Genomic DNA, 13553 nt, shown 5'->3' with positions numbered 1-13553 from the left:
CGCCCGCCCGCCCCCCCCTCCGAACGGTTCACCGCAGCGCAGAAGCCCGCCATGGCGGTCCTGCTGATGGCGAACTTCACCCTGGCCGTCGACTTCTCGATCCTCAACGTCGCCCTGCCGCACATCGGCGGCGAACTCGGGCTCGCCACCTCGGCGCTGCAGTGGATCGTCACCTCGTTCGCGCTGTGCGCCGCCGGGTTCACGCTCTTCTTCGGCCGCGTCGCCGACCTGTTCGGACGCAAGCGGCTGTTCCTCGCCGGCATCGTCCTGCTGGGCGCCTCCTCCCTGGCCGGAGGGCTCGCCGCCGGGCCCGCCGTGCTGATCGCCGCCCGCGTGGGACAGGGCGTGGCGACCGCCATGGTCACCCCGGCCGCGCTGTCGCTGATGACCACGATGTTCCCCGAGGGGCCGGCCCGCTCCCGGGCGCTCGGGCTCAACGGCGCGCTCATGGCCGCCGGGTTCACGGCCGGCGCGGTCCTCGGCGGGGTGCTCACCGGGGCCGTCTCGTGGCGGTGGGCGTTCTTCATCAACGTCGCCGTCGCCGCCGCAGTGATCATCGTCGGCCCGCTCGTCCTGCGCGAACCGGCCCGCGGGCGCAGGCCCAGGCTCGACGTCCCCGGCGCGGTGACCATCACGCTCGCCCTGACCGCCCTCGTCTTCGGCATCGACACGGCGGGCCACGACGGCTGGGCGCACCCCGGCGCCTGGGGGCCGATCGCGGGGGCGGCCGTGCTGTTCACGGTCTTCCTCGCGATCGAGTCCCGCGTCGCCGAGCCGCTGGTGGCGACGTCGCTGCTGAGGCGCCGCACCATCGCCTGGGGCAACACGGCGGGGCTCCTCGCCTTCGCGACCGAGACGTCGCTCGTATTCCTGCTGACCCTGTACCTGCAGGAGATCCTCGGCTTCACCGCCTTCTCCGCCGGGCTGATCCTGGGGGTGCTGGGCATCGGCACGGTCCTGGGCGGCCTCGCCGCCCCGAAGATCATCGGCCGGACGAACGCCACGACCACGATCGTGATCGGGTTCGTCGTCCAGGCCGCCGCGACCCTCCCGCTGGCGTTCGTCTCCGACGACCGCGCATGGCTGGTCCCGCTGCTGGTGGCCGCGTTCATCGGCGGCGCCGCGAACCTCGCCGTGATCGTCGGCTACACCGTGGCCTCCACCGCGGGGGTCCCCGCCGACCGGCAGGGCCTGGCGACCGGCCTGGTGACGTTGAGCCAGCAGGTCGGCATCGCGCTGGGGACCCCGGTGATGTCGGCGGTCGCGACCGGGGCGGGCGCCGACCTGCTGCCGGGTCTGCGCCTCGCGATCGGGATCGACGCCGCCCTCGCGCTGGCCACGGCGGCCCTGGTCGCCGCCTTCCTCCGCCCGCCCCGGGAGAAGTGACCGACGGGCGGGGCGTGCGCCCGGCGCGATGACGCGGACCTGCGCAACGCCGCTGCCCGGTACCCGCCCCGGTCGGACGACCGGGGCGGGTACCACGCGCTTCTCAGGGGGCCGACCTCCCGCCCCCGGTGTCCGGCGGTCCGTCCCTGTCATGATTGACATGTCAAAAATGACACGTAGGGTGGCCGCATGTCATTGCCGCACGCCCTGCTGGGGCTCCTGGCCACCGAACCGCGCAGCGGCTACGAGCTGTCGAAGGAGCTCGCAGAGGGCCCAGTCGGCCGGTTCGCCTGGAAGGCCGGCCACACCAGCGTCTATCCGGAGCTGAACCGGCTGCTCGGGAAGGGGCTGATCGCGGACCGCGGCGAAGGCCCACGCGGGCGCCGCACCTACGCGATCACCGACGCGGGCCGCCGCGAACTGCAGTCATGGCTCATGGACGATCCGGTGGGCCCGTCGAAGATGCGCAACGAACCGGTGCTGAGGATGTTCCTCCTGTCCGTGCTCGACCCGGACGACGCGATCACCGTGCTGCGCCGCGTCATCGACCACGTCGACGCCGAAGCGGCCGAGCTCCGCCGTGCGCGGGCCCAGTACGGCGACACGGTCCCGCCCGGCCCGGAGGGGTTCGGCCACCTCGCGGCGGAGTACGGCGTGCGCGCCGACCAGGCCGTACGGGAGTGGGCGCTCTGGGCCATCGACCAGCTGGGCCGCCACCGCTCCACGCCCTGACCCGCCGATCCCCCACCAGGCTCACGGAGGAGCATTGAGCACTCACCGATTCGTCGTCCCGGTCGACCCCACCGACCACGAGCGGCACGGCGTCCTGGACGTGTACCGGCCCGCTCCCGAGACCGGGCCCGAGGCCGAAACCGAGGCAGCGGTCCGAAGCGCGAAGCCGGCCGTCGTGTTCGTCCACGGCGGCCCACTTCCGGCTAACGCCTCCCCCACTCCGCGGGACTCACCGCTCTTCGTCGGCTACTGCTCGCTCGCGGCGGCGAGCGGCGCGGTCGGGGTGATGTTCGACCACCGGTTCCACTCGATCGAGCAGCGCGCCGACGCGGCCGATGACGTCGCCGAAGCGGTCGGTGCCGCGCGCCGGCTCCCCGGAGTGGACCCTGACCGCGTCGCGTTGTGGTTCTTCTCAGGCGCAGGGCTGCTGGCGGCGGAGTGGCTGGACCCCCCTCCGCCGTGGTTGCGCTGCATCGCCGCGACCTACCCGGTCCTCGCGCCCGGACCGGACCGGGAACTCGAGGCGCGCTTCCGCCCCATCGACGCCCTCTCCGCCACGGGCGGGCTTCCCGTCCTGCTCACCCGGGTGGGGCGTGAGCGGCCCGAGTTCGCCACCGGGGTCGAAGCCTTCGTCGCCGCCGCCGAGGAGCACGACGTCGCTCTCGACATCATCGACGTCCCCGAGGGGCGGCACGGGTTCGACATGCTCGACCACTCCGACGCTTCACGCAGCGCGGTCACCGAGGCCATGGCCTGGGTCATCGGGAAGCTCGCCCCAGGACGGACCTCCGCACCGGAGGGCCGATGACGGTGAACGGGCCCATGGTCGGCCGGACACAGGCGCTCCAGCGCGGACCCGGCGCCGCCGTGCGAGGGCTCCTTGCGGCCGCGGCGTCGCTGGGCCTACTGGCGCCGGCGCATCCGGCGGCGGCGGAGCCGAGCGGGCCGGAGGGCTCGGTGAAGGACGCGGCGGACGCGTACGTCGCGGCCTACGCGGATCGGCAGAGCCTTCCGGGCCTGTCGTACGCGGTACTCGAGGACGGCGAGGTCGCCGCCCGCGGGGGCGTCGGCGACCTCGGCCCCGATTCACCGGTGCCCGTCGCGTCGGTCTCGAAGACCTTCACGGCCTTCGCCGTCCTCCAGCTCGTCGACGAGGGACGCATCGGCCTCGACACCCCTGTGCAGACGGTGCTGCCCGATTTCTCCATCGGCGGTGAGGGGGCCGGGGGAATCACCGTCCGGATGCTCCTGTCGCACACCTCCGGCCTGCCGAATCCCATGATCATCCCCGCCGCGTCCTCGTATGCCGAGAGCGTGGCCGAGATCGCCGACCTGGACCTGGCCTCCACACCGGGCACGACGTACGCCTACAGCAACCTCAACTACCGGACCCTGGCGCGCGTCGTCGAGGCCGCGACGGACACGCCGTTCGACCGGTACCTTGAGGACGAGGTCTTCGCTCCGCTCGGAATGGACGACACGTTCTCGGTGCACTCCACCAACGACGCCGGGGCGTTCACGCGCGGACACGTCACCGCCTACGGGACGTCGATCCCCCTGCGGGAGATGTCGAGCGACGTCGGCGGCTCCGGCGGCATCGTGAGCACCGCCGACGACATCAGTGCGTTCCTCGCCATGATCCAACGCGGCGGGACCGTCTCCGACGGGACCCGGCTCCTGTCCGACGACCTCGTACGCCGCTCCATGGAGACCCAGGAGGGTGCCGGAACGTACGGCCTCGGCTGGCAGCACACCTCCACCACCGATCCCGCGCGCGTGGGCCACGATGGCGCGCTGACCCGAAGCAGTGCACGCATCGACATCGTCCCCTCTAACGGGACCTCGACGGTCGTCCTGATGGACAGCTACACCCCCACTTACCAGCATCCGTTCACCGTGAGCACCGGACTCATCGACATCGCCCGCGGTGCGTCACCCGAGATCCCGGCACCCGTCCCGACGCTCATCGATCTCGGCCTGCTCCTGGTCACCGTGCTCGTCGTCGCCCTGGCGACCCGAGGCGCACGCCGCGCGGGACGATGGGCGTCACGCCACCGCGCGTCACCGGTGTGGAGGCGGGCGGTGAGGCTGATTCCACTGGCGCTGATGCCGACCGCCGCATTCGTCCTCTTCATCGGCCTCACGTCCGGCCCCGGCAACCCGGCGACGCCGGTCGACGCATTCGCGCTGTGGCCGGCCGCGACCGTCCTCCTACTCGTCGGGGCGCTCGCGAGCGCCGCGGTAGCCCTCGCACGCCTCACCCGCCTCCGCGAGACGAACAGCGCGAAGCGGCCCGGCACAGATCCCGCTCGGCCCCCGCAGCCGTCGAGAACGACGAGCTGACGAGCCGAGGCCTCCGTCGCGGTGGCCACGGCGACACTGGTCGCCGCCGTGCTCAGCCTGCCCCGCCCTCCCACTCGGCCGCATGTAGCGCATGTGAGCTACACTTGCGGTACGGTCAGCGCGCGCTCGGGGGAGACGAACATGGCGAGAAGCACGTCGTTCCGGATCAGCGATGAGGCTAAGCACCGGCTGGACACCAGAGCCGCCCAGGAGGGTGTGAGCGCCACGGCACTGCTGGAGCGCCTCATCATCGAAGGTGTGGACCAGCGGGATTTCCCGGGCATCGTCTTCCGCGGTCCCGCCCACGACCGACGCGCGGCCCTCGCCGCAGGGCCTGACGTCTGGGAGGTCGTCGCCCGGCTGCAGGAACTCGACGGCAGCGAGGAGCACCGCATCTCGACACTCAGTGCCGAGTCGGAGCTGCACCCCCGACTCGTCCGCATCGCCGTGGACTATGCCTCCGAGCACGCGGACGAGGTCAACGGCCGCATCGAGCGCAACCGTGCCTTGGCCGAGCGCAGCCGTCGTGCCGCAGCGGGACGCGAGGCGCTGCTGGCATGAGCACGTTCCTCATCGATGAGATGTTTCCGCCCGCCACGGCGCGCCTGCTGCGCGATACCTACAGCCACGACGCGGTACACGTGTTCGAGATCGGGCTGCAGGCGGCAGAGGACTCACTCGTCGCGGCGACGGCCCGAGCGGAGGGCAGGGCCGTGGTCACCGAGAACGTTGCGGACTTCGCGGCCGAACGCGACGTGGCGCTGGTCTTCGTGCTGAAGCGGAACCTGCCTCCCGGCGGGGCCCAGGCGGCGGGCCTGCCCAAGATCCTGGCCGACTGGGCCCAGGCCAACCCCGTCCCCTACCTCGGCCCCCACTGGCCGGACGCGGGGTGACCCGGGCCCTCAGGAAATCGCCATCACAGGAATCGGGTTCGCCCCGGCCGGACGAACAAGGGCGGCCTCTGGGGGCGCATGGCCGAGGTGCGCGATATCGACCCTGGACATCGCCCTAGGAACCCGATCAGCGCGGGTTTCGCCGCCCCTGTCGCCGGTTCCGGATAGCATGCCTTGCGCGGTACGCCTCTGAGCACGCCGGTCATGTCCTACCATCCCGGGCCGTCGTCCGGGGGTGTCCGGCACGGGAGGGCGATGGACTTCGACGAACTGACCCGGCTGCGGGAACGCGATCCCGGTTGGCGGTTGCTGCGCGCCGGCTCCGCGCCGATGGTGGTCGGCTTCCTGCACCGGGTGTTCATCGAGCGCAACACCCGCACCATCGCGGCGGACACGCTCGTCGAGACGCTGGACGACGAGCTCTATGCCCTCCACGAACGGCTCGGCGAGAAGAGATACCCCAAATCGCCCAGGGCCTACGTCGACGACTGGACCCATCCCGAACGGGGGTGGCTGCGCAAGTTCTACCCAGAGGACAGCGACCTCCCGCACGTCGAACTCGTTCCGGCGGTGGAACGCGCCCTGCGGTGGGTGGAGTCACTGCAGCGCACCGACCACTTCATCGGCACCGCATCCCGGCTGAGCTCGATCATCACCCTGCTGCGCGAACTGGTGCACGGCACCGAGGAGGATCCCCAGGCGCGGTTGGACCGGCTGACCGACCGGCGCCGCACCCTGGAGGAGGAGATCGCGCGGGTGAAGTCGGGCCGGGTCGACCTCCTGGACGACCTGGAGGTGCGCGAACGCTACCAGCATCTGGCCGAGGCCGCCCGGCAGTTGCTCTCCGACTTCCGGCGCGTGAAGCAGAACTTCCGCGACCTCGACCGGCGACTGCGCGAGCGCATCGCGCAGTGGGAGGGCGCCAAGGGCGACTTGGTCGCCGAGCTGGTCAGCGACCGCGACGCGATCTCCGAATCCGACCAGGGCCGTAGCTTCCAGGCGTTCTACGACCTGCTGATGTCGCCGGGCAGGCAACAGGAGCTGAGCGACCTGCTGGAGCACGTCCAGCAGCTGGCGGCGGTGAGCGACCCGGACCCTCGGCTGCGGCGTATCCACCATGACTGGCTGGACGCCGCCGAGGACGTCCAGTCGACGGTCCGCAGCCTCTCCGCCCAGCTGCGCCGGTTCCTCGACGACCAGGCGTGGGCGGAGAACCGGCGGGTGGTAGAGCTGCTGAAGCAGATCGAGCAGCACGCCCTGAGCGTGCGCGACGCCGCCGGGACCGAGGAGCCCCCGGGCATGGAGATCGCCGCCCTCGCCCCGGATGTGGTGCTCCCCTTCGAGCGGCCGATGTACCGGCTGCGGCACAAGGCCGCCATCGATTCGGAGTCGGTGGCGGTCGCCGACGAGGACGCCGACGTGCAGGCGCTGTTCGAGCGCTCCCGCGTCGACCGGCAGCGGTTGACCGACAACGTCTGGTCACTGCTGCGCGCGGAGCGGCAGGTGAGCCTGGGCGCGGTGGTGGACCGCTTCGGGCTGGACCGGGGACTGGCCGAGCTGGTCGGCTACCTCTCGCTGCGCGACCCCCGGTTCGAGGTGGTGTTCGACCCGGATCGGTGCGGCGAGGTCGTCTGGACCGAGGACGACGGCCGCCGCCGCGGCGCCCGCATGCCGGTCGTCGTCTTCACTCGCGCCCGCGGCTTCATCGCCTTCGCCGAGGAGTAGCAGCATGCCGGACAACGAGACCCTGCGGCTGTCCCAGGCCGTGGTCCCCTTGCTGAAGGGGGTGGTCTACCGCGACCAGCAGGAGCAGACATGGCAGGTCCTGCTGGAGCGCCGGGCCGCCCTCGCCGACTACGTCCGGGTCATGGGCCTGGGGCTGGAGGTCGACGAGACCGAAGGCTATGCCTTCCTGCGCACCCTGCCCGAGTCGGAATTCCCCGAGGACCTTGGGCCCCCGCCACGGCTGGTGCCCCGCCGCAGCCTGTCGTTCCCGGTGAGCCTGCTGCTGGCGCTGCTGCGCCGCCGCCTCGCCGAGGCCGACGCCGACGGCTCCGAGCCGCGGCTGATCCTCACCCGCGCCCAGATCGTCGACATGATCCGGCACTTCCTGCCGGAGACGTCCAACGAGGCGCGCCTGTTCGACCGGATCGACGCCCACATCGACAAGGTCGTCCAGCTCGGGTTCCTGCGCCAGGTCAAGGAGCACGGCCAGACCTGGGAGGTGCGCCGGGTCCTCAAGGCCTTCGTGGACGCCGAGACCCTTTCCGACTTCGAGGCGCGGCTGGAGGAGTACGCACAGGTTCTGACCGGAGGTAAGGAGTCGTGAGCGGCGCGGCGGAAGGGTTTCGGCTGGAGCGGCTGGAGATCCTCAATTGGGGGACCTTCGACAAACGGGTCTGGGTGTTCAGACCCGGCTGCCAGGACGCCCTGCTCACCGGAGACATCGGCTCGGGCAAGTCCACGCTGGTCGATGCGCTGTGCACGCTGCTGCTGCCGCCGCAGAAGGTCGCCTACAACAAGGCGGCCGGGGCCGACAAGCGCGAACGCGACCTGCGCAGTTACGTCCTGGGCTACCACCGTCGGCAGATGAACGAGGAGACCGGCGCCGCCAGACCCGTCGCGCTGCGCCGGACCGGCGCCTACTCGGTGATCCTGGGGGTGTTCGCCAACCCGGCTCTGAACACGCAGGTGTCCTTGGCCACCGTGTTCTGGTTCGCCACCGACCACGCGGGCCAGCCCGACCGGTTCTACTGCCTCGCCGACCGGGGACTGTCCGTCGCCGAGGACTTCAGCGGCTTCGGCACCGACATGAACGACCTCAAGAAGCGGCTGCGCAGGACCGAGGGATGCGAAGTCCTCCCCAACTACCCGCCGTACGGCACCAAGCTGCGCCGCCGCCTGGGCATCGCCTCCGAGCAGGCGCTGGAGCTGTTCCACCAGACGGTGTCCATGAAGTCGGTGGGCAGCCTGGACGCGTTCGTGCGCGAGCACATGCTGGAGCCGTTCGACACCAGCGGCGTCGTCAAGGACATCATCGCCCACTTCGACGACCTCGACCAGGCGCACAAGGCGGTCATCCGCGCCGAGGAGCAGATCGAGCGCCTGACACCGCTGCTACGGCACTGCGACCGCTACGACGAGCATGCGCGGGCGATCGCCGACGCCACCGCCCAACAGGAGGCGCTGCGGCCCTACGTCGCCTCGCTGCGGGTGGCGGTGCTGGACGCGGAGCATAAGCGGGCCGCCCGGGACAAGGGCGACGCCGAGGCCGACCTCGGCGAGGTGGCCGAGACGATCCGTCGGCTCAAGGCCGAGCAGCGCGACACCGAGCAGCAGCGGGCCGAGGCCGGGGGCCGGGAGCTCAGAACGCTCGAATCGAAGATCGGCGAGCTGGAGGCGCGGCGGGACAAGCGCCGGGAGCGCCACGAGGAGTTCGCCGCCAAACTCCGGCAGGTCGACCTCGGGCCCGTCACCGGCCGCGAACAGTTCAGCGACCGTCTCCGCGAGATCAAGGAGGCCCGCGGAGCTGTGAACACCTCGGTCGCCGAGGCCGACGACCGGTGGGCCGAGATCCGTTCGGAGCAGGGCAAGGCCCAGACGGAGGCCGATGAGATCAATATCGAGCTTCGCGGCCTGCAGGACCGGGCCTCCAACATTCCGGCGAAGCTCCTGGCCATCCGCACCGCACTGGCCGAGGCATGCGACGTCGACGACGACGCTCTGCCGTTCGCCGGTGAGCTGATCCAGGTCAAAGAGTCGGAGTCCGCATGGCGGCCCGCCGCCGAGCGCCTGCTGCGCTCCTTCGCCACCTCGATCCTGGTTCCCGGCGACCTCTACCGGCAGGCCTCGGAGTGGATCGAGGCGAACAACCTGCGGACCAGCCTCACCTATTACCACGTCCCCGACGCTCCGCCACGGCGACGCGTGGCGTCGAAGCGGAACCTGCCGCTCATGGTGGACAAGCTGGAACTGAAGCGCTCGGAATTCGACGAGTGGCTGGAGGCCGAGCTCCAGCACCGGGCCGGACACGAATGCTGTGAGAACCTGGCCGACTTCCGGGCGTCGTCCAAGGCGATCACCCGCAACGGCCAGGTCAAGGCCCCTGGCGGACGCCACACCAAGGACGACACCCGCAACCTCCACGACCGCACGTCCTGGGTGCTGGGCTGGAACGCCCGCGAAAAGTTCGACGCCCTCGTGGCCGAGGCCACGCTCGTGCAGCAGAAGCTCGACTCCCTGCGCGGACAGGAACAGCGGTCCACTCAAGAACGTCGAAGGCTGGGCGAGCGCAAGAGCATCCTGGACAAGCTGGAAGAGACCCGCGACTTCGCCGACATCGACCACTGGGGCTGCGCGCTGGAGATCCAGGGGCACCAGGAGCGCCTCGCGGTGCTGAAATCCGGGTCGGGCCGCCTGGAGGCCCTTACCCGGCGCCTGGAGGAGTTGGACGGTGAGCTCAAGGCCGCCGACGGCCGCAGGACCACGCTGGAGCGCAAGCATGCGGTCGCCGAGAACGACGCGAGGAGGGCCGAGGCCGACCGCACCCGCGAACGCGCACGGGCGGCCGTGCTGGAGTCGGTGGCCGAGGAGACCGTCACCGCCGTCAAGCAGCTGCTGGCCGACACCGTTCCCGACGCCGACTTCGCCACCTTGGACGGCTGCACGCAGGCCCAGACCGACGCCGATGAGCACCTGAGGAAGGCCGTCGCCACCTCCCGCACCAGGCAGGAGTCGGCCGCCACCAGCGCCGCCAGGACCATGGAGGACTTCCTCAACACCTGGCCCGAGTTCCGCCAGGAGATGGACGCCGACATCCGGGCCCGCGGCGAGTACCGGCGACTGGCCGAGCAGCTCATCAACGACGACCTGCCCCGGTACAAGAACGAGTTCCTCGAGTACCTACGGACCAACACCATCCGCGACATCGCGACGTTCGCCTCCCAGTTGCACCGGCACGCCGACGAGATCGGCGACCGGATCGCGGTGATCAACGAGTCGCTGAAGCCGGTGGAGTTCAACCCCGGCCGCTACATCCAGTTGGAGGCCCGCAAGACGCAGCACGCGGAGATCCGCGAGTTCCAGCAGCAGTTGCGTGACTGCACCGAGGGCGCCCTCAGCGACGACGACCACTACACCGAGCAGAAGTTCCACCAGGTCACGCAGATCATCGAGCGGCTGCGCGGCAGGGAGGGCTTCACCGGAGCCGACAAGGCATGGCGCGACCGCGTGACCGACGTGCGCAACTGGTACACCTTCCTCGCCCGGGAACGCGACCGGGACACCGGTGCCGAACACGAGTCCTACAGCGACTCCGACGGCAAGTCCGGCGGGCAGAAGGAGAAACTCGCCTACACGATCCTGGCCGCCTCCCTGGCCTACCAGTACAAGCTGGACGGCGGGTCCGCCGCCCGCAAGCAGTTCCGGTTCGTCATGATCGACGAGGCGTTCGGGAGGGGTTCGGAGGAGTCCTCCCGATTCGGCATGGAGCTGTTCACCAGCCTCGGCTTGCAGTTGCTGGTGGTCACTCCGCTGGAGAAGATCGAGGTGATCGCCTCCTATGTCGCCGCGGTGGGTTTCGTGGACAACCCGGGCGGCAACTACTCCCGCCTGCAGAACCTGACCATCGACGAATACCGCGAAGGCCGAGTCGGCGCGGGGCGGCAGCGTGTGGACCACTGAGGACGATGTCGTCGCCCGGCTGCGCAAACGCTGGGATTCGGGCCGGTGGCTGGCCGCACTCACCCGAGGCGCGGACTTCGAGCCGGTCATGGTAACGCTCACCGCACCGAAGCCGGCGGAACTGGAGCGCTCCTTCGGCGAGGTCCAGGAGTGGGCCCGCCGGTGGAAGAGCGTCCCGCCAGAGCGCCTGCGGGTGGAGTACAAGCGCATCGGAGGGCGCCGCATCGGCGCCAACGAGGTGCCCTGCCGGGTGTGGGTCGACACCTTCGAGCAGCTTTGCTCCCTGCTGCACACCAGGTCGGCGGTCGACCGGTTCCGGCGGCTGCTCACCGCGATCACCGACACCGACCCCCGCCTCTGCGAATGGGTGGCCGGCCACCCGATGCGCGCCCTGGAACTGGTCGAAGACTGGCCCCGCCTGCTGGCCGCCGTGCGGTGGATCCGCGACTGCACCGAGCCGGGGCGGTTGTACCTGCGCCAGGTCGACGCGCCCGCTGTGGACACGAAGTTCATCGAGTCCCACCGCGGGACCCTGGCCGGACTCCTCGACCTCGTGGTGCCGCCCGAGCGCATCGACACCGGGCAGCCCGTCACATCGTTCGCCGCCCGGTACGGGTTCCGGACCAAGCCGAAGTACGTGCGGTTCCGGCTGCTCGGCGGCACGACGCCGGGCGGCTACACCGAGCTGTCGGTACGCGCCGAGGAGTTCCACGCGCCCGGCGATGTCGAGACGGTGTTCATCGTGGAGAACGAGACCACGTTCCTGGCCTTCCCTGAGCATCCGCGCTCCATGGTGATCCTGGGCGGCGGCTACGCCGTCGACACCGCCGCCCGGATCGACGGCCTGGCCGACCGCCGCGTCCTCTACTGGGGTGATCTCGACACCCACGGCTTCGCCATCCTCAACCGGCTGCGCGCCCACCTGCCGAGGGCGGCCTCGCTGCTCATGGACACAGACACCCTGCTGAGCCACGAAGCCCACTGGGCGCGGGAACCCGACCCCACCGACGCCGCCTTGGAACGGCTCACCGCGCACGAGTCCGACCTCTATCTGGGTCTCACTACCGACCGGTGGGCACCGTCACTGCGCCTCGAACAGGAACGGATCCGCTTCTCCCACCTCGCCGAAGCGCTGGAGGGGCTGCGCGCGAACGAACCCGCCCGCCGTCGTTGATGGACCGTCGGGTCATGGCGGGGCACACAGGCCATGGGAGCCGGTTGTCGCTGGACCGGTGTCCCCTCACTGGGGCATTCTCTCGCAGTCGACTTCGAGTGCTCGGAGCTCGTGGCAACCGCGAGCGGAAACCGCCCCTGGTAGAGCACAGGCGGGCTCTCTTCAGGAGGGATCTTCGACCCCCCGCACGTACCCTTGCCGCATGACCGACGGAGGAGGAATCGCGGACCGTTCACCTCCCGGTCGGCCGGGGCGGCGATGGGTGCGTACCTGGCTCCGCACGTCGGGTGGCGTGTTCGCAGGGGGTCTGACGGGTACCGCAGCGCTGCTCCTCGCGCTGTGCACCACCATGGTCCTTGTCCCGGTGCTGCCATGGCCTTCGGCGCGGCGCGCGGTGGCCGCCGCGGTGGCCGCGGCCATCCGCCCCCTGGTGGCCGTGGAGCGCGCCCGCCTCGCATGGTTCTTCGACTACCAGAGCACCGAGCGTCCTCCGCAGGGCCGCCGCGCCTTCGCGTTCTTGGTGGTCCGCGGGGTCACAGGCGCACCGGCGGCCCTGGCCCTGGCGCCGGTGGCGGTTCCGGCCGTGGTGCTGGCGCTGCTGCCGCTGTGGTGGTACACGGCGTGGGTGACCGGCAGCGTGCCCCTGGCCTCCTATCGGGAAGGGGTGGGTTTCAGCACCACGGTTTCCTGGCCGCTGCACCTCGGGCTGGTCGAGGGCACCATCACCAACGGCACGATCCTCGCCGGCTTCCTGATCGGGCTGTTGCTGCTCTACCTGGCGAGGCGGCTGTCGTTGGCGCTGGCCTCCGCGGAGCAGCGGGTCGCCGACCTGTTCTTCGGCCCGGCACCGTATGAGGCCCTGCAGTGGCGCATCACCGAACTGACCAGTACCCGGGCGGGGGGCATGGCCGCGGTCGACGAGGAGCGCCGCCGCATCGAACGGGATCTGCACGACGGTGTCCAGCAGCGCGTGGTGGCGCTGGGCGCGCTGCTGGGCCGTGCCCTGCGTGCGGACAGGGAGAAGGCCGGGGAGCTCATCGGCCAGGCGCTGGAACAGCACGACCACCTGCTCGTCGAGCTGCGCGAGGTCGCCCAGCGCGTCTACCCCTCGGTTCTGGACGGGGCCGGGCTGGAGGCCGCGCTCACCCAGCTCGCCGAGGACGCGGGCGTCCGGGTCGAGCTGGACTTCCGCGTGGCCGAACGGCTTGACCGCCAGGTGGAGACGGCCCTGTACTTCACCGTGCGGGAACTTGTGGCCAACGCCGTCAAGCACGCCCGGGCCGGCCGGGTCGTCGTCGAGGTCCGCGAGGTCGGCGCCGAGATGCTCCTCCGCGTGGAGGACG

At 70.9% G+C, this 13553-nt stretch carries 11 protein-coding genes; all 11 read left to right on the top strand.

The genetic code is table 11. The annotated features are described in order from the left end of the window. Positions 1–1386 (top strand): MFS transporter (locus D476_RS0128855; RefSeq protein ID WP_017627360.1); only part of this gene is annotated, 1386 nt, incomplete at its 5' end. 189 nt (positions 1387–1575) lie between these two features. After that, a complete protein-coding gene (locus tag D476_RS0128850; RefSeq protein WP_026123950.1) occupies positions 1576–2118 on the top strand; it encodes a PadR family transcriptional regulator in 543 nt (180 codons plus the stop codon). Positions 2119–2152: 34 nt separating this feature from the next. Beyond that, complete coding sequence (locus D476_RS34940) at positions 2153–2926, top strand: alpha/beta hydrolase (RefSeq protein ID WP_017627358.1); 774 nt, start codon at positions 2153–2155, stop codon at positions 2924–2926. Further along, the gene (locus D476_RS34935) at positions 2923–4461 is read left to right on the top strand and encodes a serine hydrolase domain-containing protein (RefSeq protein ID WP_017627357.1); all 1539 of its coding nucleotides are present in this window, start codon (positions 2923–2925) and stop codon (positions 4459–4461) included. Before D476_RS34940 ends, D476_RS34935 begins: the two co-directional genes overlap by 4 nt. A 141-nt stretch (positions 4462–4602) precedes the next feature. Further along, positions 4603–5022, top strand: a complete 420-nt coding sequence (locus D476_RS0128835) for a ribbon-helix-helix protein, CopG family (RefSeq protein ID WP_026123949.1) — start codon at positions 4603–4605, stop codon at positions 5020–5022. Next, positions 5019–5354: a DUF5615 family PIN-like protein gene (locus D476_RS0128830; RefSeq protein WP_017627355.1), complete on the top strand. Its 336-nt coding sequence runs from the start codon at positions 5019–5021 to the stop codon at positions 5352–5354. Before D476_RS0128835 ends, D476_RS0128830 begins: the two co-directional genes overlap by 4 nt. A 255-nt stretch (positions 5355–5609) precedes the next feature. Beyond that, positions 5610–7079 (top strand): DUF3375 domain-containing protein, encoded by a 1470-nt coding sequence (locus D476_RS0128825; protein ID WP_017627354.1) that lies wholly within the window; start codon positions 5610–5612, stop codon positions 7077–7079. Between the two features lie 4 nt (positions 7080–7083). Next, the gene (locus D476_RS0128820; RefSeq protein WP_017627353.1) at positions 7084–7683 is read left to right on the top strand and encodes a DUF4194 domain-containing protein; all 600 of its coding nucleotides are present in this window, start codon (positions 7084–7086) and stop codon (positions 7681–7683) included. Next, positions 7680–11036, top strand: coding sequence for an ATP-binding protein (locus D476_RS34930; protein ID WP_017627352.1), 3357 nt, complete (start codon positions 7680–7682; stop codon positions 11034–11036). Before D476_RS0128820 ends, D476_RS34930 begins: the two co-directional genes overlap by 4 nt. After that, on the top strand, positions 11023–12210 hold the full coding sequence (locus tag D476_RS0128810) for a Wadjet anti-phage system protein JetD domain-containing protein (RefSeq protein ID WP_017627351.1): 1188 nt from the start codon (positions 11023–11025) through the stop codon (positions 12208–12210). The genes D476_RS34930 and D476_RS0128810 overlap by 14 nt, the downstream gene beginning before the upstream one ends. Positions 12211–12502: 292 nt before the next feature. Further along, positions 12503–13553, top strand: a 1051-nt coding sequence (locus D476_RS34925; protein ID WP_160167458.1) for a sensor histidine kinase, incomplete at its 3' end; no start/stop codon positions are given.

Source organism: Nocardiopsis chromatogenes YIM 90109, from assembly GCF_000341185.1.
GTDB lineage: Bacteria > Actinomycetota > Actinomycetes > Streptosporangiales > Streptosporangiaceae > Nocardiopsis_A > Nocardiopsis_A chromatogenes.
This window is presented reverse-complemented; position numbering and strand designations above follow the sequence as displayed.

Bases quoted from the DNA above. Each gene is read 5' to 3' on its own strand.
- D476_RS0128830 (WP_017627355.1), top strand. From the start codon at position 5,019: ATGAGCACGTTCCTCATCGATGAGATGTTTCCGCCCGCCACGGCGCGC.
- D476_RS0128835 (WP_026123949.1), top strand. From the start codon at position 4,603: ATGGCGAGAAGCACGTCGTTCCGGATCAGCGATGAGGCTAAGCACCGG.
- D476_RS0128820 (WP_017627353.1), top strand. From the start codon at position 7,084: ATGCCGGACAACGAGACCCTGCGGCTGTCCCAGGCCGTGGTCCCCTTG.
- D476_RS34935 (WP_017627357.1), top strand. From the start codon at position 2,923: ATGACGGTGAACGGGCCCATGGTCGGCCGGACACAGGCGCTCCAGCGC.
- D476_RS0128825 (WP_017627354.1), top strand. From the start codon at position 5,610: ATGGACTTCGACGAACTGACCCGGCTGCGGGAACGCGATCCCGGTTGG.
- D476_RS0128850 (WP_026123950.1), top strand. From the start codon at position 1,576: ATGTCATTGCCGCACGCCCTGCTGGGGCTCCTGGCCACCGAACCGCGC.